The 20,876-nt window shown below is 60.3% G+C and carries 22 protein-coding genes; 13 read left to right on the top strand and 9 right to left on the bottom strand.

Annotation, left to right across the window (positions count from 1 at the left end; translation table 11 throughout):
* Positions 1–268: 268 nt before the first annotated feature.
* Positions 269–1,474 (top strand): D-alanyl-D-alanine endopeptidase, encoded by a 1,206-nt coding sequence (gene pbpG / locus AWB64_RS01845; protein WP_060816911.1) that lies wholly within the window; start codon positions 269–271, stop codon positions 1,472–1,474.
* Between the two features lie 88 nt (positions 1,475–1,562).
* On the opposite strand, the gene AWB64_RS01840 is transcribed toward pbpG, so the two are convergent.
* Complete coding sequence (locus AWB64_RS01840) at positions 1,563–2,360, bottom strand: IclR family transcriptional regulator (RefSeq protein WP_060816910.1); 798 nt, start codon at positions 2,358–2,360, stop codon at positions 1,563–1,565.
* Between the two features lie 182 nt (positions 2,361–2,542).
* Positions 2,543–3,043 carry a hypothetical protein gene (locus tag AWB64_RS01835; protein ID WP_060816909.1) on the bottom strand — a complete coding sequence of 167 codons (501 nt, stop codon included), beginning with the start codon at positions 3,041–3,043 and terminating at the stop codon, positions 2,543–2,545.
* 660 nt (positions 3,044–3,703) lie between these two features.
* Between AWB64_RS01835 and AWB64_RS01830 the strand changes: the two genes are divergently transcribed.
* The 9 genes from AWB64_RS01830 to iscX all read left to right on the top strand — a co-directional run bounded on the left by AWB64_RS01830 (position 3,704) and on the right by iscX (position 10,257).
* Entirely contained in the window at positions 3,704–4,186 is a 483-nt protein-coding gene (locus AWB64_RS01830; protein WP_060816908.1) for a low molecular weight protein-tyrosine-phosphatase, read from the top strand.
* 153 nt (positions 4,187–4,339) lie between these two features.
* Entirely contained in the window at positions 4,340–4,867 is a 528-nt protein-coding gene (gene iscR / locus AWB64_RS01825) for a Fe-S cluster assembly transcriptional regulator IscR (protein ID WP_056352494.1), read from the top strand.
* A gap of 77 nt (positions 4,868–4,944) precedes the next feature.
* The gene (locus tag AWB64_RS01820; RefSeq protein WP_060816907.1) at positions 4,945–6,168 is read left to right on the top strand and encodes an IscS subfamily cysteine desulfurase; all 1,224 of its coding nucleotides are present in this window, start codon (positions 4,945–4,947) and stop codon (positions 6,166–6,168) included.
* A gap of 58 nt (positions 6,169–6,226) precedes the next feature.
* Positions 6,227–6,655, top strand: a complete 429-nt coding sequence (iscU, locus tag AWB64_RS01815) for a Fe-S cluster assembly scaffold IscU (protein WP_060816906.1) — start codon at positions 6,227–6,229, stop codon at positions 6,653–6,655.
* 142 nt (positions 6,656–6,797) lie between these two features.
* Complete coding sequence (iscA, locus tag AWB64_RS01810; RefSeq protein ID WP_060816905.1) at positions 6,798–7,121, top strand: iron-sulfur cluster assembly protein IscA; 324 nt, start codon at positions 6,798–6,800, stop codon at positions 7,119–7,121.
* 85 nt (positions 7,122–7,206) lie between these two features.
* Positions 7,207–7,731 (top strand): Fe-S protein assembly co-chaperone HscB, encoded by a 525-nt coding sequence (gene hscB, locus AWB64_RS01805; protein WP_060816904.1) that lies wholly within the window; start codon positions 7,207–7,209, stop codon positions 7,729–7,731.
* 56 nt (positions 7,732–7,787) lie between these two features.
* Positions 7,788–9,653, top strand: a complete 1,866-nt coding sequence (gene hscA, locus AWB64_RS01800) for a Fe-S protein assembly chaperone HscA (RefSeq protein ID WP_060816903.1) — start codon at positions 7,788–7,790, stop codon at positions 9,651–9,653.
* A gap of 30 nt (positions 9,654–9,683) precedes the next feature.
* Entirely contained in the window at positions 9,684–10,025 is a 342-nt protein-coding gene (gene fdx / locus AWB64_RS01795) for an ISC system 2Fe-2S type ferredoxin (protein ID WP_060816902.1), read from the top strand.
* A 34-nt stretch (positions 10,026–10,059) separates the two neighbouring features.
* On the top strand, positions 10,060–10,257 hold the full coding sequence (iscX, locus tag AWB64_RS01790; RefSeq protein WP_060816901.1) for a Fe-S cluster assembly protein IscX: 198 nt from the start codon (positions 10,060–10,062) through the stop codon (positions 10,255–10,257).
* Positions 10,258–10,329: 72 nt separating this feature from the next.
* On the opposite strand, the gene AWB64_RS01785 is transcribed toward iscX, so the two are convergent.
* From AWB64_RS01785 to AWB64_RS01755, 7 genes are all read right to left on the bottom strand, one after another.
* Entirely contained in the window at positions 10,330–11,046 is a 717-nt protein-coding gene (locus AWB64_RS01785) for a glycine zipper 2TM domain-containing protein (RefSeq protein ID WP_060816900.1), read from the bottom strand.
* A gap of 304 nt (positions 11,047–11,350) precedes the next feature.
* Positions 11,351–12,877 carry a lysine--tRNA ligase gene (lysS, locus tag AWB64_RS01780; protein WP_060817166.1) on the bottom strand — a complete coding sequence of 509 codons (1,527 nt, stop codon included), beginning with the start codon at positions 12,875–12,877 and terminating at the stop codon, positions 11,351–11,353.
* Positions 12,878–13,013: 136 nt separating this feature from the next.
* A protein-coding gene (gene prfB / locus AWB64_RS01775; protein WP_099050469.1) for a peptide chain release factor 2 occupies positions 13,014–14,118 on the bottom strand; the annotation gives its coding sequence in 2 pieces (ribosomal slippage) (positions 13,014–14,036 and positions 14,038–14,118; 1,104 coding nt in all).
* 90 nt (positions 14,119–14,208) lie between these two features.
* Positions 14,209–15,915 (bottom strand): single-stranded-DNA-specific exonuclease RecJ, encoded by a 1,707-nt coding sequence (recJ, locus tag AWB64_RS01770; RefSeq protein ID WP_060816898.1) that lies wholly within the window; start codon positions 15,913–15,915, stop codon positions 14,209–14,211.
* A gap of 13 nt (positions 15,916–15,928) precedes the next feature.
* Positions 15,929–17,065, bottom strand: coding sequence for a hypothetical protein (locus tag AWB64_RS01765; protein WP_060816897.1), 1,137 nt, complete (start codon positions 17,063–17,065; stop codon positions 15,929–15,931).
* Positions 17,066–17,120: 55 nt separating this feature from the next.
* The gene (locus tag AWB64_RS01760) at positions 17,121–17,423 is read right to left on the bottom strand and encodes a HigA family addiction module antitoxin (protein WP_060816896.1); all 303 of its coding nucleotides are present in this window, start codon (positions 17,421–17,423) and stop codon (positions 17,121–17,123) included.
* Positions 17,424–17,438: 15 nt separating this feature from the next.
* Positions 17,439–17,717, bottom strand: coding sequence for a type II toxin-antitoxin system RelE/ParE family toxin (locus tag AWB64_RS01755; RefSeq protein ID WP_060816895.1), 279 nt, complete (start codon positions 17,715–17,717; stop codon positions 17,439–17,441).
* Positions 17,718–18,109: 392 nt separating this feature from the next.
* Between AWB64_RS01755 and AWB64_RS01750 the strand changes: the two genes are divergently transcribed.
* From AWB64_RS01750 to AWB64_RS01740, 3 genes are read left to right on the top strand one after another with little or no spacing between them, the layout of a single operon-like run.
* Positions 18,110–19,363 (top strand): lipoprotein-releasing ABC transporter permease subunit, encoded by a 1,254-nt coding sequence (locus AWB64_RS01750; protein ID WP_060816894.1) that lies wholly within the window; start codon positions 18,110–18,112, stop codon positions 19,361–19,363.
* Positions 19,356–20,063, top strand: coding sequence for a lipoprotein-releasing ABC transporter ATP-binding protein LolD (gene lolD, locus AWB64_RS01745; protein WP_060816893.1), 708 nt, complete (start codon positions 19,356–19,358; stop codon positions 20,061–20,063). The genes AWB64_RS01750 and lolD overlap by 8 nt, the downstream gene beginning before the upstream one ends.
* Before the next feature lie 16 nt (positions 20,064–20,079).
* On the top strand, positions 20,080–20,868 hold the full coding sequence (locus AWB64_RS01740; RefSeq protein WP_060816892.1) for a TatD family hydrolase: 789 nt from the start codon (positions 20,080–20,082) through the stop codon (positions 20,866–20,868).
* Positions 20,869–20,876 lie beyond the last annotated feature (8 nt).

The following is a 20,876-nucleotide window of genomic DNA, read 5'->3' as shown; positions in this document are numbered from 1 at the left end:
CTTTCGGGCTGCCTCAAAAAGTGTCTCAAGTTTCACCAACTATTGCCGTTAGCCCGCTGATAGTCATGGCTTGGCAATTGCTTATGGCGATCGCATCGATTGTGCTGATTGTCATGTTTTTTTACGCTTAGACCTGAAACGGTATTGCCCTTTCGACCCGTCTCTTACAATCCGGTTTAAGTACTGCCTATAAGTGCTTAATATTGCTAATTTTTCGAAGCTTTACTACACTGGCGACACTCTCTCGCCGGTCCAGAAAAGAACACTAATGAAAACCGAAATGTTTTCGTCGCTCAGGGTGATCCACGGCGTTGCAGTCCGCACCGCGCTGTCGGTTGCCGTATCGGTGGCGCTCGCGACGTCTTTCGCGGCCGCACCGGTCGACGCTCTCGCCAAGACCTCCACTTCCAAGTCTTCCAAGAAAGCCGCAAAACCGGTTACCGCACCGCAAGCGAAACCCGCCAAGCCGTTAAAGGTTGCTGCGCGCGCGCCGAAGGGTGCGAAGGCCGCGAAAGCTGCCGTCGTTGCGGCCGCGGCTGATGACGAGGCGGCGCCCGTTGCACGCGGTGCGCGCCGGCATCGGGTGAGTTATCGGATGGACGCTCACGGCCGCCGCGCTGCTGTGCGTTCGGTGGCGTATCAGCCGCGTCCGCCGACTGTCGGGCAGGCGTTCGGATTGCACGAAACGCCGGATAGCCTTGCGTTGCGTTCGAGCGTCGCCTACGTGGTAGACCAGAATACGTCGGAAACCCTGTTCGATAAAAACTCGCGCGCCGTTGTGCCCATTGCGTCGATCACGAAGCTGATGACCGCCATGGTCGTGCTGGATTCGAAAGCGCCGCTGACCGAGGAAATCAGCGTCACGGACGAAGACCGCGACTACGAGAAGTACACCGGTTCACGTCTGGCCGTTGGCTCCGAATTGAGCCGCGAAGACATGTTGCATATTGCGTTGATGGCGTCCGAGAATCGCGCCGCTGCGGCGTTGTCGCGTTATTACCCGAATGGCCGGCCTGGCTTTATTGCCGCCATGAATGCAAAGGCGAAGATGCTCGGCATGACCGACACGCACTTCGAAAACTCGACGGGATTGACGAGCCTGAACGTGTCGAGCGCGCGTGATCTCGTAAAGATGGTCAATGCTGCCTATCAGTATCCGTTGATCCGCAAGTTCTCGACCGACCGCAGCTACGACGTATTTACCGGCAAACGCAATCTGGCCTACAACAGCACGAATGCGCTGATCCGCAATCCGAATTGGGACATTGGCTTGCAGAAAACGGGCTTCATCAACGAAGCGGGCGAATGCCTTGTGATGCAAACGACCATCCATGGCCGTCCGGTCGTCATTATTCTGCTGGATTCGTCGGGCAAGTATTCACGTTTCGCCGATGCCGGCCGTCTGCGTGGTTTCCTTGAAACTGCTGGCGAACCGCATATCACGAGTGCGGATGTGGGCGGCGGGGGCACCTGAGCGGCACGTGAATCCGCAAATGTAAAACCCGGTTTTATCGAAGGATAGAACCGGGTTTTTACTTTGGCGAATTCAAGATAGCAGGCGTCTAACGCTGCTGAGAGTCGGCGCCCGGTTCCGGCCGATAACCCAGCGAACGCGAAATCTCGAGCGCGGTGCCGCTCAGTTGGCTCAGCCAGGAATCCTGCAGCCGGTCTGCCGGTGCCGATAGCGATAAACCCGCCACCAGCCGCCCCGTATCGTCATAAATGCCGGCTGCGATGCAGCGCACGCCGAGTTCCAGTTCCTCGTTATCCCGCGCGCACGCCTGACTGCGCACGAACGACAATTCCCGTTCGAGCTTGGCGAGATCCGTAATGCTGTTCTGGGTGTGGCCGGAAAGACCTGTGCGCGTGGCGTACGCGCGCACTCGCGCAGATTCGTCGGCGGCGAGAAAGAGTTTTCCCACCGATGTCAGATGCAAAGGCGCCCGTCCGCCAATGGCGCGCACGACCTGCATGCCCGAGCGCTCCGAATAAGCGCGCTCTATATAGACGATCTCGTCGCCTTGGCGCACCGACAGGTTTACCGTCTGTCCGGTTTCGCGATGCAGTTCGCGCATGGGCGGCATGGCGGCTTCACGAACCGATAAACGCGCCTTGACCAGATTGCCGAGTTCCAGCAGACGCATGCCGAGCCGGTACGTGCCCGGGTCGGAGCGGTCGACAAGACGACAGGTCACCATGTCGTTCAGGATACGGTGCGCAGTCGAGGGGTGCAGCGACGTGCTCTGCGAGAGTTCCTTGAGGCTGACGGGGTCGGTGTGCGCGGCAAGCGCGTCGAGCAGGCGCATCATGCGCTCGATCACCTGTATGGACGTTCTGGATTCCGGGTTCGTATCGCTCATGGAAAAAATCAGTTGATACGTCAAACAGCGGAAATGTGATTGTATCTCGTATTGTGAAAAGTGCGAAAGACGGGCGGCATCGTCCGTGGTCGCGTTTTTTGGAACGGATACGGCGCTACATGGAACAAGCCGTCCCGGACCAGATGATCGGGGACGGCTTGCTGAGAAAAATGCGATAGGTGTTAGTGGTTTCGTTCCGAGCCTTGCGGTCCCTGAACCGGCGACGGCTTATTCCAGTTCGAGCGGCCGACGTAAGGCGTACGCGCCTGCTGTTGTTGCGGTGGCGGCGACGCCACCGGCTGGCCAGCCTGAGGCGGCCGGCCGCCTTGCGGACCACCGCCACCGGCTTGCTGGCCGCCGCGGCCGCCGTGGTCTCCTCTGTCGCCGCCACGGTAATTGCCACGATCACCGCCACGGTCGCCCCATCCACCCGGCGGTGGACGGCGATATCCGGGACCGTCATCCCAGTATCGCGGGCCGGGACCACCGTAATATCCGCCGCCGATGACCACGCCCGATTGCACGACCGGAGCGCCGTAGTAGCCGGGATCGTATCCGCCCGGATACGCTGGATAGGAAGAATAACCTCCGGTCGCGTAGGCAGGCGTGCCGTCGGGATAAACGGCACAGCCCGCAACGAGTGCGGACGAAACAAGGACCAGGCCTGCAGCTACGAGTTTCATGGTGGATTACAAACGGTGATTGATTACCGTATCTGACAGCATTGAAGGCAGGATGTCGCAAGAAGTTTGTAAAGTTTTATCTCTTCGGTAACGGGCGCGCGCGAGCTGAAATCTATTGACGGCGCGGGTTACATGGAAACTCAACGCCGATCCGGCATGCGCTGTTGACACAACTGCAACAATGCTTTGTGTTCCAGCGCCTTTATCGGATCAGGACTAACCCTTAAAATTCAAGCATCCTGCAGTGGGCCCGTCAGCCCATGGGATACAAGAAAGGGTTAGAAATGAAAAAGACAATATCGACCTATTGGCCCGTCGCCATGCTTGTGCCGCTCGTGCTTGCAAGTTATTGCCATGCAGTTCATCCGGTGGCCCGGACTGCGACGCATTCTCAAAGCGCTGCGACCGTCAGCGCCGAATTTGCGCGTGCTATTTCTTTAGGCTTGGTCGAGCCAGATGGTGCGGTCCCGGCGAACTCGTCAGCAGGCACAGTTTCACAAACGTTCTGAATGCATGGTTTGGGCGTGAAAGCGTGGTCCTTTGTATAATTCGGGACTGTTCGCGTACGCTTGCCTGGCAACATGCGGGAAGGTAGCGAAGCTGGATCGATGCTTCTGTTGAAGCCTATCGACGCCCGACGCCAATGTTGCCCGGAATCCGATGAACACTATCGCCATCTGCTTTGTGTGCCTTGGCAACATTTGCCGTTCGCCCAGCGCTGAAGCGGTGATGCTGCATCAGGTAGGGAAGGCGAAGCTTTCCGACCGTGTCGTCGTTGATTCAGCCGGTACGGGCAACTGGCATGTTGGTCAGCCTCCGGACGAACGCGCCCAGCGTGCGGCCAAAGCGCGTGGTTACGACTTGTCGGTCCTGCGCGGCAGGCAGATTTGCGAGGAAGACTTTGCGCGATTCGACCTGCTGATCGCAATGGACGACGCGAACGCCGCTGCACTCGCGAAAGCGTGTCCGCCTGAGCACCGCGACAAGATTCGCCTGCTCATGGAATTCGCCACCCGTGACGACAGTCGCGTTGTCGTAGATCCGTATTTCGGCGGCGACGAAGGCTTCGAGCGCGTTCTCGATCAGTGCGAAGACGCTTGCGAAGGATTGCTCAAGGCGCTTCGGACGCAACTGGTGGCTTGAAGCCGCGCGCGAGCCGCATGCAGATTTTGTCGGGCAAACATCTCAGTAATTTCCTAATAAAAACAGCCTGAGATACTTGACTAAATCCGTAGGTTATTTATACTTGAGCAAAATCATCGAGTATTAGCAGTCGCCCCCGGTAGCTTACAAACTATGAGACTCACCACGAAAGGCCGTTTCGCCGTCACGGCGATGATCGACCTGGCATTGCGCCAGGAGCAGGGCCCGGTGACGTTGGCCGGAATCAGCCAGCGCCAGCACATCTCGCTTTCCTATCTCGAGCAGTTGTTCGGCAAGCTGCGCCGCCACGAAATTGTGGAGTCGGTGCGGGGTCCGGGTGGCGGATACAATCTCGCGCGCCGTGCCGAGAACGTGACGGTGGCGGACATCATCATTGCTGTGGACGAGCCTATCGACGCCACGCAGTGTGGCGGGAAGGGCGCATGCGAAGGCACGAAGCAGCATGACGGCCACTGCATGACCCACGAGCTCTGGTCCACGCTCAATCAGAAGATGGTCGAGTATCTCGACTCGGTATCGCTGAAAGATCTTGTCGACCAGCAGCGCGCACGCGATGGATCGCCGGCGGTATTGCGCGATCGCCGTGCCGACACCGCTGGAGTAGAGCCTGCGCGCGTGGCGCCGAAAGGACCGAATTCCGTTTTCAACCTGGCTGGCTGACGGTTGCCGCATGCCTGAAGAACCGGCGCGGCTGTGTCGCCTGAAAGAGCCAATTGAGTTAATCCCCGGAGCAACTGATGAATAACGACATTCCCCACCTGCCCATCTACATGGACTACAGCGCAACGACTCCGGTCGACCCGCGCGTGGTGGACAAGATGATCCCGTATCTGCGCGAGCAGTTTGGCAATCCGGCATCGCGTAGTCACCAGTACGGCTGGGATGCGGAGCGGGCGGTCGAAGAAGCGCGCGAAAATGTGGCGAAGCTGGTCAATTGCGACCCGCGTGAAATCATCTGGACGTCCGGCGCAACGGAATCGGACAACCTCGCCATCAAGGGTGCGGCGCATTTCTACCAGAGCAAGGGCAAACACATCATCACGGTGAAGACCGAGCACAAGGCCGTGCTCGATACCTGCCGCGAACTCGAACGCGAAGGATTCGAAGTCACGTACCTGGATGTCAAGGACGACGGTTTGCTCGATCTGGAGAAGTTCCAGGCCGCGATCCGGCCGGACACCATCCTCGTGTCCGTGATGAACGTGAACAACGAAATCGGCGTGATTCAGGACGTCGCGGCCATTGGCGAGATCACGCGGGCAAAAGGCATTGTGTTTCATGTCGATGCCGCGCAAGCCACCGGCAAGATCGAAATCGACCTGCAGAAGCTGAAAGTCGACCTGATGTCTTTTTCGGCGCACAAGACATATGGCCCGAAGGGTATCGGCGCGTTGTTCGTGCGTCGCAAACCCCGCATTCGTATTGAAGCGCAAATGCATGGCGGCGGTCACGAGCGCGGCATGCGCTCGGGTACGCTCGCGACCCATCAGATTGTCGGGATGGGTGAGGCTTTCCGCATCGCGCGTGAAGAAATGGCGACAGAAAACGAACGCGTGCGCATGTTGCGCGACCGCTTGTTGAAAGGCCTGTCTGAGATGGAAGAGGTGTATGTGAACGGCGACATGGAAACGCGCGTCCCGCATAACCTCAACATCAGCTTCAACTTCGTTGAAGGCGAATCGCTGATCATGGCAGTGAAGGACGTGGCGGTGTCTTCCGGTTCGGCTTGTACATCGGCTTCGCTGGAACCGTCGTATGTGTTGCGCGCGCTTGGCCGCAACGACGAACTCGCGCACAGCTCGATCCGCTTCACGGTCGGGCGCTTCACGACCGAGCAGGACGTCGACTACGTGATCAATTTGCTGAAGGGCAAGATTCAGAAGCTGCGGGATTTGTCGCCGCTTTGGGAAATGCATAAGGACGGCATCGACATTTCGTCGATCCAGTGGGCTGCACACTGAGCAACGAGTTGCGCCCGCGTTCGAGCGCACACGCATACGAATTCAAGGAGTTTGAATCATGGCTTATAGCGACAAGGTTCTGGACCACTACGAAAACCCGCGCAACGTCGGTTCGTTCGGCAAGGATGACGATACGGTCGGCACCGGCATGGTCGGCGCGCCTGCATGCGGCGACGTCATGAAGCTGCAGATCCGCGTGGGCGCGGACGGCGTGATCGAAGACGCGAAGTTCAAGACGTATGGCTGCGGTTCGGCCATTGCTTCAAGCTCGCTCGTGACCGAGTGGGTCAAGGGCAAGACGCTGGATCAGGCGCTGACGATCAAGAACACCCACATTGCTGAAGAACTGGCATTGCCGCCGGTGAAGATCCACTGTTCGATCCTCGCTGAAGACGCAATCAAGGCCGCCGTTGCGGACTACAAGCAACGTCACGGTGCGGGCGCTGCGGAAACCGCTTCGGTGGAAGCGAAGCAACACGCGGCGTAAGCGCTTCACGCAGTCAGTTATCAGGGAAGGGCGCTGTGGTTTCAAGAATATCCAGGCGCCCTGGTTTTCGATTCAAAGCAAGGCTGCAGCGTACGAGACCGGAAAGTGGTTCACCGGGCACAACCGCTGCCGATGAGAGACTATGGCAATCACGTTGACGGACAAGGCAGCACAGCACGTGCAGAAGTATCTGGTTCGACGCGGCAAGGGCCTCGGCCTGCGCCTTGGCGTGCGTACGACCGGCTGCTCGGGCCTCGCCTACAAGCTCGAATATGTGGATGAACTCGCGCCGGAAGATCAGGTGTTCGAGTCGGCGGGCGTGAAGATCATTGTCGATCCGAAGAGCCTCGCTTATATCGACGGCACCGAACTGGACTTTGCGCGCGAAGGGCTGAACGAAGGATTCAAGTTCAACAACCCGAATGTGAAAGACGAATGCGGCTGCGGCGAATCGTTTCGCGTCTAGCATCTTGAAAGAACAGCAAAGAGGCGGCGCGTGCCGCCTTTTTCTTTAGCGTCACTGCTTTTTGAGTCTATCAACTTCTCCTTCCATGGCTACGCTCAACGACAGTCACTTCGACCTGTTCGGTCTTCCGCCGGCTTACGCCATCGATTCCGCCAAGCTGGACGAAGCGTATCGCACGGTGCAGGCGCAGGTTCATCCCGACCGGTTCGCAGCGGCGGGCGATGCGCAAAAGCGCGTTGCCATGCAGTGGGCTACGCGGGCGAACGAGGCCTACCAGACGTTGCGCGATCCGCTCAAACGGGCGACGTACATTTTGTCGCTACGTGGCGTACACGCCGACGCCGAGAGCAACACGGCGATGGAACCCGCCTTCCTGATGCAGCAAATGGAATGGCGCGAGAATATTGAAGACGCGGCGGCAGCGAAGAACGTAGGCGCGCTCGAAACCCTGCTTGACGAACTGCGCGACCAGGAGCGTATCCGCTTCGAAAAACTGGCGGCTTTGATCGACGGCCACGCCGATCAGGCCGCGAGCGAAGCGGTGCGTCAGCTCATGTTCATTGAGCGCGTGGCGAGCGAGATCGGCAACCAGATCGAAAAGCTCGACTGATCGGGACGCGCAGCCCTCGCATTAAAACCAGACGACACCAACCCCATAGATCAACGATGGCTTTACTCCAAATTTCAGAACCCGGCATGGCGCCGGCGCCGCATCAGCGACGCATCGCCGTGGGTATCGATCTCGGTACGACCAATTCGCTGGTGGCCGCCATGCGCAACAGCGTGGCCGAAGTGCTGCCCGACGAAGAAGGTCATTACCTGCTGCCTTCGGTTGTCCGGTATCTGGAGAAGGGCGGACGGCGTATCGGCCGGATCGCGAAGGAAGAAGCGGCGCTCGATCCGCGCAATACGATCGTGTCGGTGAAGCGCTTCATGGGCCGCGGCAAGAGCGAGGTGGAAGGCGCCGAAAACGCGCCCTACGATTTCGTCGATGCGCCGGGCATGGTGCAGATTCGTACTGTCGATGGCGTGAAAAGTCCGGTGGAAGTGTCGGCGGAGATTTTGGCCACATTGCGGTATCGCGCGGAAGATTCACTTGGCGACGACCTGGTCGGCGCGGTGATCACGGTGCCCGCCTACTTCGACGAAGCGCAGCGCCAGGCCACCAAGGACGCCGCGAAACTCGCCGGCCTGAACGTGTTGCGCCTGCTCAACGAACCGACTGCCGCTGCCATTGCTTACGGGTTGGACAATGCATCGGAAGGTTTGTACGCGGTCTACGATCTTGGCGGCGGCACCTTCGACCTGTCGATTCTCAAGCTCACTAAAGGCGTCTTCGAAGTGCTCGCGGCGGGCGGCGACTCGGCGCTCGGCGGCGATGATTTCGATGTCGCGGTGTATCGGCACGTGTTGGCGAAAACCAATGTGAAACCGGCAACGCCCGAAGACGTGCGCCTGCTTCTGGATCACGTGCGCACGGCCAAGGAGGCGTTGTCGTCCGCGCCCGAAGCGCGGGTCGAGGCTACGTTCTCCGACGGTCAGAAGATCGATTTGACGATCACCGAAAGCGAGTTCGCCACGCTCACCGCCGCACTGGTCGCCCGCACGTTGACCCCGACGCGTAAGGCGCTGCGCGACGCGAAGGTCTCGGCGTCGGAGATCAAGGGCGTCGTGATGGTCGGCGGCGCAACGCGCATGCCGGTGATCCGGCGCGCGGTCGAGGAGTATTTCGGCCAGCCGCCGTTGATCAATCTCGATCCCGACCAGGTCGTGGCGCTCGGCGCCGCGATCCAGGCCGATATGCTCGCGGGCAATCGCAGCGCGGAGGGCGATGACTGGCTGCTGCTCGATGTCATTCCGCTGTCGCTTGGCGTCGAAACAATGGGTGGCTTGACGGAAAAAATCATCCCGCGCAATTCGACCATTCCAGTCGCGCGCGCGCAGGATTTCACGACGTTCAAGGACGGCCAGACCGCGATGGCAATTCATGTGGTGCAAGGCGAACGCGAACTCGTGTCCGATTGCCGGTCGCTTGCGCGTTTTGAACTGCGTGGCATCCCGCCGATGGCCGCTGGCGCCGCGCGTATTCGCGTGACCTATCAGGTGGACGCCGATGGTTTGCTGTCCGTATTCGCGCGTGAACAATTGTCGGGCGTGGAGGCGTCGGTGGTGGTCAAGCCTTCCTACGGTCTCGCCGACGACGACGTCGCCCGCATGCTGGAAGAAAGCTTCACCACGGCCGAAGTCGACATGCGCGCCCGCGCGCTGCGTGAAGCGCAGGTCGATGCACAGCGTCTGGTCGAGGCATCGCAAGCCGCGTTGAGCGCCGACAGCGAATTGCTCGATGCGGCCGAGCGCGCGAATATCGAAGCATTGATTACCCGACTCGCGACCGTGACGACAGGCGACAGCACCGACGCCATCGAAGCGGCGACCAAGGAACTGGCCGCCGCCACCGATGAATTCGCCGCCCGCCGCATGAACAAGAGCATTCGCCGTGCGCTCGCCGGCCGCAGGCTCGACGAAGTCTGAGCCCATAACGACATAGAACGGAAAGAAGTCATGCCCCAGATCGTAGTTTTACCCCACGTTGAATTGTGCCCGGATGGCGCGGTGATCGACGCGGATACATCGAAGAGTATTTGCGACAACTTGCTGGATAACGGCATCGAGATCGAGCACGCGTGCGAGAAATCGTGCGCCTGCACGACGTGCCACGTAATCATTCGCGAGGGCTTCAACGCGCTGGTTCCGTCTGAAGAAGACGAGGACGATTTGCTCGACAAGGCATGGGGACTCGAACCGACGTCGCGGTTATCATGTCAGGCGATGGCGCCCGCTGACGAGGATCTCGTGGTCGAGATCCCGCGCTACACCATCAACCACGCCAAAGAGAATCACTGAACGTATCAGGGACCTTGAGACAGGAGCGCTTGCCATGAAGTGGACAGACACGCAGGACATCGCGATGGCATTGACCGACGCGCATCAGGACGTCGATCCGCAGTTTGTGCGGTTTACGGATTTGCATCGGTGGGTGACGGAGTTGGTGGGCTTCGACGACGATCCCGAAAAATCCAACGAGCGCATTCTCGAGGCCATCCAGGCAGCGTGGATTGAAGACGCGGATTATTGAATTCAGTGCTCGCTGGAAAATAAAACGGCGGCTCCAAGTGGAGTCGCCGTTTTGCTTTTGCAGCGGTGTGGGTTAGCCAGCCGCAAGCGTGCCGTTTTCGATGCGCACGCGTTGGCCCTGGCTGAACGGCGGCGGCTGACGATACGTGAAGTAGCGGGTCTTGCCGTTTTCCATGTGTACGCGTACCGAATAATCGGTTTCGCTGCGCAGATGTTTTTCGACCGCGTTGCCGCCGAGACCGCCGCCGAGCGCGCCGAGAATCGTCATGCCGGTACGACCGCCTCCGCGGCCAAACTGGTTACCGATAAGGCCACCCGCCACCGCACCGCCGACTGCGCCGATACCCGTGCCGTGACCTTCGCGCTTTACTGCCGAGATGGCTTCAACGGTGCCGCACGTCGAGCAATACGCAGGTTGCGCCGGTTGCTGTTGCGCGTAGTTTGGCTGTTGCACGGGCTGTTGCTGCGCCACCTGGCGAGCCTGCTGCTCTTGCGCGGCTTGCTGCTGAGCAAGCCGCGCCTGTTGAGCCTGCTGTGCTTGCTGCTGAGCGGCTTGTTGCTGCGCTTGAACCTGAGCGGCCGTGGGCGCGGCCGGTTGCGTCGCGACTTGCGCCGCCTGCGTCTGGTCGTTCACAGGCGACGTGCTCGACGCTTTCGGAAACAGGCCGGTTACGGCAGCCGTTGCAGCCAGACTGGCGATGATGACCGCGCCCGCAGCGGTGGCGACCAATGGATGAATCTTGCGGTTCGGCGAATTGGGTGTGGTCATGTTGTTGCTGCTGTTATCCATTTTTGAACCTCCGTCTCAAGGCAGAGTGTGACGTTGCTCGATGTGACGATAGAAGTGTGGCTCACATCGGAATGCCAGGTTTATCAAGTTGTAACGTTTTAGATGTGAACGGATAATGCAAGAAACGCACCGGGAGCGCGGTTTGCTCAGAAGCTCGCTCCGCCAAGGGTTTTCGCCCATATAAACCCATTGACGCAGCCGCTCAAATGTCTGTTTTTACCTATAGTTACAAACTCGGCCGCATGCCATGACGCAAAAAAGGCGCTTTCGCGCCTTTTTTACAAACGTGCTGTCACTAAGCGGATCAGTCTTCTCGACGCAAATGCGGGAACAGGATCACGTCGCGAATGCTTGGGCTGTCGGTGAGCAGCATCACCAACCGGTCGATACCAATTCCGCAACCGCCCGTTGGCGGCATGCCGTGTTCGAGCGCGCGAATGTAGTCGGCGTCATAGAACATGGCTTCTTCGTCGCCGGCATCCTTCTGGTCGACTTGCTTCTGAAAACGCGCGGCCTGATCTTCGGGATCGTTCAACTCGGAAAAACCGTTCGCAATCTCGCGCCCAGTGATGAACAACTCGAAACGCTCGGTGATTCCCGGAGCCGTATCCGACGCCCGCGCCAGCGGCGACACCTCCAGCGGATAGTCGACAATGAACGTCGGCTCCCACAATTGCGACTCCGCTGTTTCCTCGAACAACGCAAGCTGCAGCGATCCAACGCCGGCATTCAGGAACTGCGGCTGCGATGCATCCACGCCAAACTTCTTCAACTCCGTGCGCAGGAACGCGGCATCGGCGAGTTGTTCGTTCGTGTATTGCGGCGCGTACTTCTGAATCGCCTCGCAAATCGTCAGCCGGTGAAACGGCTTCGACAAATCGAGTTCGCGCCCCTGATACGTGATATTCGCGGTGCCGCGTGCGTCGATGGCGGCCTGGCGAATCAGCGCTTCGGTGAAGTCCATCATCCACGTGTAATCCGTGTACGCGGCGTAAAACTCCATCATGGTGAACTCGGGGTTGTGTCGCGGCGACACCCCTTCGTTGCGGAAATTGCGGTTGATCTCGAACACGCGTTCAAAACCGCCGACGACCAGCCGCTTCAAATACAGCTCAGGCGCAATACGCAGGAACATTTGCATGTCGAGCGCGTTGTGATGCGTGACGAACGGCTTTGCCGCCGCGCCGCCCGGAATCGGGTGCAGCATGGGCGTTTCCACTTCCATGAAATTCGCCTTCGCCATGAAACTGCGGATCGACGCAAACGCCTTCGTCCGCGCAATAAACGTCTGGCGCGTTTCCGGCGTCACGATCAGGTCGACATAACGCTGGCGATAGCGCATTTCCTGATCGGCAAGACCGTGGAATTTGTCGGGAAGAGGGCGCAGCGCCTTGGTCAGAAGGCGCAACTCCGTACACCGGACGGACAATTCGCCCTTGTTGGTGCGAAACAGGACGCCCTTCGACGCGACGATGTCACCCAGGTCCCACTTCTTGAACGCGTCGTAGACATCCTGGCCCACGTCAGCGGGCGTGATGAAGAACTGGATCTGGCCGCTGCCGTCCTGCACCGTCGCAAAGCTCGCCTTGCCCATCACGCGTTTCAGCATCATCCGGCCGGCTATCGCGACTTGCAGCGGCTCGGCTTCGAGCGCCTCCTTGTCTTTGCTGGCGTAGTCGGATTGCAGTGCGGCGGCTTGATGCGTCGGACGGAAGTCGTTCGGGTATGCGACGCCAAGCTCGCGCAGCGCACGGAGTTTGTCGCGACGCTCGGCGAGGATCTGGTTCTCTTCCAGTTCGGGAGCGGCGCCCGGCTGAGTCGGTTCGGTCATGATGTCTTCGGCGATGAATGCGGTGAATGCGACGGTGAATGCGGCCGGCCGGGGAATGTGTCGCGATGGCAAACGTGGTCCGGTGGAGGGCCGCAAAAAAAAACGCTGTGAGGCTGCCTTGAATCAGGCGCCTCGCTTACACGCCCTGTTTCAGGCTGGCGCTGATGAAGTCGTCCAGATCGCCATCGAGCACGGATTTCGTGTTGCTGATTTCCACGTTCGTGCGCAGATCCTTGATCCGGCTGTTATCGAGCACGTACGAGCGAATCTGGTGACCCCAGCCCACGTCGGTCTTGCTGTTTTCCAGGTTGTCTTTCTCGACCTGGCGCTTGCGCATTTCGAACTCGTACAGCTTGGCCTTCAACATCATCATGGCTTCGGCGCGGTTCCGGTGCTGCGAGCGGTCGTTCTGGCACTGCACGACAATGCCCGTCGGCCCGTGCGTCAAGCGCACCGCGGAATCGGTCTTGTTGATGTGCTGGCCGCCGGCGCCCGACGCGCGATAGGTGTCCGTGCGAATGTCGGCCGGATTGATATCGATTTCGATGGAATCGTCGACTTCCGGATAAACGAAGATAGATGAAAACGACGTATGGCGTCCGCCCGACGAATCGAACGGCGACTTGCGCACGAGCCGGTGAACGCCTGTTTCCGTACGCAGGAAACCGTATGCGTACTCGCCTTCCACCTTGATGGTCGCGCTTTTGATGCCGGCTACGTCGCCGTCGGATTCTTCCAGCACTTCGGTCTTGAAACCCTTGCGCTCGCAGTAGCGCAGATACTGGCGCATCAGCATGGCCGCCCAGTCGCACGCTTCCGTGCCGCCGGCGCCTGCCTGGATGTCGATAAAGCAATTGTTCGGGTCGGCCGGATTCGAGAACATCCGGCGGAATTCCATGTCTTCGACACGTTTTTGAAGCGCCGCCGCGTCTGTTTCGCACGAGACGAGCGTGTCTTCGTCGTTTTCTTCGCGGGCCATGTCGAAGAGATCCTGCGTGTCGCGAAGATCGTTATCGAGGTCCGTGATGGTGGTGACGACACCGTCGAGCAGTTTCTTTTCGCGCCCTAGCGCCTGGGCGTTTTTCGAATCGTTCCAGACGTTCGGGTCTTCCAGAACCCGGTTGACTTCGTCTAGGCGTAAAGCCTTGGCGTCGTAGTCAAAGATACCCCCGGAGCTCGCCAGCGCGATGGCGCAGGTCGGCGAGGAGGTTCTCGATTGCGTTTAGGCGTTCCGCTTCCATTTGATCGTTTTCAGGTTTTTTGGCTAAGAGCGAAATTATAACTTAGCCGCAACGCGTGCTGGGCGGGCGCGCAGGATGGGCATACGGGTTTCATCCCAGCGCATGTTCCACGATCATCTGCACGCGCGCCACGCCGTTCCACGTGTCGGAAACCAGCCGGTATGCCACCATCGCCCGGTTCGGCAACGTGTCCGTGTGATTGAACCAGATGGCGTTGAAGCGCTGCTGGCCGCGCCGCAATTGCAGCTTGAGGTGCTTGTCCTTCACCAGCGCCTGCGACGCCACTTCGAACTCGCCGGAGAACACGGGCGCGGGAAAGCCTTGGCCCCACACCGCGTTATCGATCAGTTCGACGAATTGCGGCGTGAAATAGGCGTCTTCGAGTTCGCCGTCCGTTTCAACCACACGCGATAAAGCGTCCGTTGTCAGCCACTCGCGCCCGACCGTTTCAAACGCCGCGGTGAAGCGCGGGATATCGGCCGTGACAATGGTCATTCCCGCGGCCATCGCGTGACCGCCGAATTTCACGATCATTCCCGGTTCGCGTTTGGAAATCAGGTCCACCGCATCGCGCAGGTGAAATCCGACGATCGAGCGCCCCGATCCCTTCGATAAAACCCCGCTTTCGTCCGCATGTGCAAACGTGAACGACGGTCGATGAAACTTCTCCTTCAAACGCCCGGCGACGATCCCGATCACGCCTTGATGCCACGCCGGATTGAAGAGCGTGAGCGTTGCCGAATCGGCTGGATCGATGCTCGCCAGTTCTTCCAGCGCCTGCTCCTGCATGCCGGCTTCGATTTCGCGCCGCTCGCGGTTGATGGAATCCAGTTGCTGCGCGAGTTCCCACGCGCGGCCAATGTCGTCGGTGATCAGGCATTCAATGCCGAGCGACATATCGGAGAGCCGTCCGGCCGCATTCAGCCGAGGGCCGAGCGCAAAGCCAAGATCGAAGCCCGACGCGGCACGCGCGTCGCGTGCCGCCGCGCGAAACAGCGCCGCGATGCCCGGCTGCATGCGTCCCGCACGAATCCGCTTCAGGCCCTGCGCCACCAGGATCCGGTTGTTCGGATCGAGCTTGACCACGTCGGCGACCGTTCCGAGCGCCACCAGGTCGAGCAGGCCGTCAAGGCGCGGTTCGGGCGCGTCATCCGTGAACGCGTTGCGACGGCGCAATTCTGCGCGCAACGCGAGCAGCACGTAGAAGATCACGCCCACGCCCGCGATGCATTTACTCGGAAATCCGCAACCTGGCTGGTTGGGATTCACGATGGCGCGCGCAGGCGGAAGCTCGTCGCCGGGCAGGTGATGGTCAGTGACGAGGACATCGATGCCCAGTGCATTCGCCGCTTGTACGCCGTCCACGCTGGCAATGCCGTTGTCCACGGTAATCAGCAAATCGGGCTTGCCGCCCGGGCCGCTGGCAGCCAGCGCAACGATTTCGGGCGTCAAGCCGTAGCCGTATTCGAAGCGATTTGGCACCAGATAATCGATCTGCGCACCGAACATCCGCAGACCGCGAACGGCGACCGCGCAGGCGGTCGCGCCGTCGCAATCGTAATCGGCTACCACGAGCATGCGGCGTTTCGCCGTGAGGGCATCGGCGAGCACGACCGCTGCTTCGTCGCAGCCCTTCAGTCCCACAGGCGCGTGCAGTTTTTTCAGTTCGGTTTCGATTTCGTCCGGCGAACACACGCCACGCGACGCATACAGCCGCGCGATAACCGGGTGAACGCCGTGGCGCACGAGGACGGCGGCGTCGGCGGGAGAGGGGGCGCGGGTGACGATTCGGGTCATTCGTTTGAACTTCTTATTCGATGAAAAGCGCGGCAATCGGGCGTCGCCGCCAGAATTTGCGCAGCGCGCCGCGGGTGATGGTGAGGGAAACGGAGCCTGTATCGCTGCACAAGGTCAGGCGCAACGTGCCGAGCGCGCCGTTTTCAAGCGCAGCAAGGGCCGGCGCGAACCAGTCACGTTCAAGCGTTCCGAGAGCGTCATTCCAGCGTGCCCAGTCCTGTTCGATAAACGGCGCCGAGAACGGATCGAGTTCGACGAGCGTGCGTCCGTCGGGCTGGAGTTGCGCCGTGTCCAGCGCTGCGTACGAAACCGGTGGCGCTTCAGGAACCATGCCGGCGGCAAGCGCCAGACCGCGCGTGGCCGCCGCGTTCGACATTACTCGCGCGAACGGGCTCGTTACGTTGTGCATGGCGCCCTGCGCGTGCAGCCAGATCGAGTTGATCGCCGGCAGGCCGCGGGCTTCGCGCGCTTCGTTGAGCGGATGCTCGAACCACGCCATCTGAACTTCGTTCTGCAACTTCATCCATGCCCGCGAGCGCTCGCCGGTGCCGGCCTCGTGCGGCAGCCAGATCTCGATGTTGCGCCCGCTCGCGCGTAATGGTGATGCTCCGGCGAGCGTGCCGAGACTTTCCCCGCTGACGTACCAGCGCACCGGCTGCGGCGCCTGGATGGTCAGGCCGAGATCTTCTATCAGGGGCTTGACGACATCGAAAAGCGTGCGTGCTTCCCGATCCTCAACGCCCAGCGTTGCCGGGTCGATCAGCACCAGATGATCGCGCGCAATTCGTACGTGCACCGGCTCGACGCACGCCCACGTCATGTTGCCGGGAGAACCTCCGTCGGCGAGCAGCATGTAGGGCGCGAGCGGCGCTTCGTCGCTGGCGGACCTAGACGAAGCGCGATTCGAGGGCGCGTGCGAGAGCTCGTTCACCACGCCGAATTGCCGCGCAATCCAGCGTTCGTGCGGCAAGGTGCGCTGGAAATCCTCGCCGATTACGCGTTCGTCGAGCGTCGCGCGTGCGAGCAGGCGATCGAGCGCGGGGCGCGCCAGGCTATGCAGCGCGGTTGCCGCGTCAGCGGCCGATGGCAGCGCGAACGGCAGTAGAAGGTGGAGATCGTGGAGCTTGGGCGTAGGCATGATGCTGGGCATTGTAGGGCAAAGGGCCCGGCGCTTCTGCTGCCCGGATCAGAGCTTCACGCGGGCTTCACGCGCGAGTGGGCTCGCGCGGCTCGACCTTGCGATCGATTTCACTGCGCGTTGGCAGGGTCTTGAGGTCGTACATGGCCTGAAGATTCAGCCAGAATTCGGGCGTTGTGTCGAAGTAGCGTGCGAGGCGATAAGCCGTGTCCGCCGTGATGCCGCGCCGCTCCTTCACGATTTCATGCAGCCGCGTGGCGGGCACGTTGAGCGCCAGCGCCAGCGCGTTCACGCTCATTTCCAGCGGGACCAGATAATCTTCCCGGAGGATTTCGCCTGGGTGGACTGCGCGCATTCCGTTCTTGGACATGGTGAATAAACCTGCTCAGTGATAGTCAATGATTTCGACGTCGACCGGACCTTTCGTCGTCCATTTGAAACAAACGCGCCACTGGCTGTTGATGCGGATACTGAGCTGGCCGCGGCGATCACCGGAGAGCCGTTCGAGGCGGTTGCCCGGCGGCGATTTCAGGTCACGTAGCTCGTGCGACGCATCCAGCGCCGAGAGCCTTCTGGTCGCCATGTCCGCGATTGCCTGAAACCGTTTCGGCGTTTGGCCTTCGTACAGTGCCTGAGTGTCCTTGCATCGAAACGTTTGAATCATTATGGTCATCGTATTACGTTTTGCGTAATACGTAAAGAGTTAAGTTGGTGGATCCACGTGAAAGCCGGGATGGGTGTTTGAAGGCAATCGTGTGGCGCAAGAGCCAGACGAGTATGAACGGCGGCGCGAAGGCGCGAAATCGTCAGAGTGGCCTGATTGACGCGTTTCGCACGCGTTTGCGCATGCGCTGGGTGCTTCGCGCTAAAGGAGTGCCTAAGAATTGTGTGGCAAACTTCGCGCTTGATCGATGCGCAAGGATTCAGGAGGCGACGTTGCCGCCGGCCTGAAAAACAGTATCGGGTTATAAAAACGGCGCGAATCACGACGGTTCCGGCCTCGGATCGAATGCGCGATGTGAAGATCGAAGAACGTTAGACGCTGAAAGGAATCGCTTGAAACTTCCCTATGAATGGCAGATCGGCTGGCGTTACACCCGCGCCGGCAAACGCACTACCGGTAACGGCTTTATTTCGTTCATCGCGTTGGTTTCGATGTCCGGCATCGCGCTCGGCGTGGCCGCGCTGATCGTGGTGCTCTCGGTCATGAACGGTTTTCAGAAAGAGGTTCGCGACCGCATGTTGTCAGTGCTCGCGCACGTGGAAATCTTCTCGCCGACCGGCTCCATGCCGAACTGGCAACTGACCGCGCAGGAAGCGCGCAGGAACCCGGAAGTGATCGGCGCGGCGCCTTATGTGGACGCGCAGGCGCTGCTTACGCGGCAAGGCTCGGTCAGCGGCGTGGCGCTGCGCGGTGTGGAACCGTCGCTCGAACCGCAAGTATCCGATATTGGCCGCGAGATGAAGGGCGGCAAGCTCACCGATCTCGTGCCGGGCGGCTTCGGCATCGTGCTTGGACGCGATCTTGCGAGCAATCTCGGCGTGGGCACGGGCGACAAGATCACGCTGGTCGCGCCCGAAGGGACAATCACGCCGGCCGGCATGTTGCCCCGGCTCAAGCAGTTCACGGTCGTCGGCGTGTTCGAGTCAGGGCATTACGAATACGATTCTTCGCTCGCACTGATTGCCATCTCGGACGCGCAGGCGCTTTTCCGCTTGCCCGCGCCCACGGGCGTGCGCCTGAAGTTGAAGGACATGCAGCGCGCGCCGGAAGTTGCACGCCAGCTTTCGCGCACGCTCTCCGGCGACCTTTACATACGCGACTGGACGCAGCAGAACAAGACGTGGTTCTCGGCCGTGCAGATCGAAAAACGCATGATGTTCATCATCTTGACGCTGATCATCGCGGTCGCGGCGTTCAACCTGGTTTCGTCGCTGGTAATGACCGTGACCGATAAACAAGCGGACATTGCGATTCTTCGCACGCTCGGCGCGCAGCCCGGATCGATCATGAAGATCTTCGTGATCCAGGGCGTGACGATCGGGTTTATCGGCACGGCGATCGGCGTGACGCTCGGATGCCTGATCGCGTGGAGCATCCCTTGGCTCGTGCCGGGTATCGAACATCTGTTTGGCGTGCAGTTCCTGCCTCCTTCGGTGTATTTCATCAGCGAATTGCCCTCCGAACTCGTCCCCGCCGACGTGATCCGGATCGGGCTGATTGCGTTTGTATTGTCATCGCTCGCGACGCTCTATCCGAGCTGGCGCGGAGCGAAGGTCCGGCCGGCGGAGGCGTTGCGGTATGAGTGATGTGTCGAACAACATCGTGCTGGAAGCATCGGCTATTTCGAAGACGTTCGTGCAGGGCGGCTTCAACGTGCAAGTGCTGGACAATGCCGAACTGCAGGTCCATCGCGGCGAAAAGCTGGCGATTGTCGGCGCGTCGGGATCAGGAAAGAGCACGCTGCTTCACGTGTTGGGCGGTCTCGACGAACCCAGCGCCGGCAAGGTCTCGCTGCTGGGCAAGCCGTTCACCGCGTTGCGCGAACGCGAGCGCAACGAACTGCGCAATCGCGCGCTTGGATTCGTGTATCAATTCCATCATCTGCTCGCCGAATTCAGCGCGCTCGATAACGTCGCCATGCCACTGCGCATCCGCCGCATGACCGAGGCCGACGCACGCAAGCAGGCCATGGACATGCTGGAACGCGTGGGCATAGGGCATCGGGCGAAACATCGGCCGGGCGAGTTGTCCGGAGGGGAGCGCCAGCGCGTGGCGATTGCACGGGCGCTGGTGACGCACCCGGCCTGCGTGCTCGCCGACGAACCGACCGGCAACCTCGACGGCGGCACGGCCGATACGGTGTTCAACCTGATGCTGGAGTTGTCGCAGACGCTCGAAACGAGTTTCGTGATCGTCACGCACGATCCCGACCTGGCCGCGCGCTGCGACCGTATCATGCGCCTGCGCGACGGCGTGCTGTTCGAGGAGCCGGTCGTTCCTGTCTAGCTGTCCGGAGGCGTACATGTGGATCGATACGCACTGCCATCTCGATGCTTCGGAATTCGATGCCGACCGCGATGACGTTGCGGCTGCGGCGTTGAAAGAGGGCGTCAAGCGCATCGTGATTCCGGGTGTCGAGCGCCAGAATTTCGACACTGTGCGTGAGCTTGCGCATCGGATTGAAGGCGGGGCGTACGCGCTTGGCATTCACCCGTTGTTCACGCCGCGCGCGCAGGACGACGATCTGCGCGTGTTGCAGGAGCGGATCACGGCAAGCATGGATGACCCGCGGTTCGTGGGTATTGGTGAGATCGGACTGGATTACTTCGTGCCCGGTCTCGACGATGCACGCCAGACCTTCTTCTACTACGAGCAGCTCAAGCTCGCGCGTGATTTCGATCTGCCCGTCATCTGTCACGTGCGCAAATCGCAGGACAAAGTGCTGAAAGGGCTGCGCATGCATGGCGTGAAAACCGGCATCGCGCATGCATTCAACGGCAGTTTTCAGCAGGCCGAGGCGTTTATTGCGCACGGCATGCGGCTTGGTTTCGGCGGCAACCTCACGTTCGAACGCGCGCGGCAGATTCGGCGTCTGGCAGTTGACTTGCCTATCGATGCAATCGTGCTCGAAACCGATGCGCCGGATATCGCGCCCTCGTGGATCTACAAACGCCGTAATGCGCCGGATCAGGTCGCGGGTATTGCACGCGTGCTGGCTGAGCTTCGCGGCATCAGCGAGAAGACGCTTTCTCTCGGTACAACGGCTAGCGCACACGCCGCGTTGCCGCGGCTTGCGCTTATCCCGGCATAAACGGGTCC

This window comes from Caballeronia sordidicola (assembly GCF_001544455.2).
GTDB lineage: Bacteria > Pseudomonadota > Gammaproteobacteria > Burkholderiales > Burkholderiaceae > Caballeronia > Caballeronia sordidicola.
Note: the sequence above shows the minus strand (reverse complement) of the source record. Positions and strands in the feature narration are given on the sequence as shown.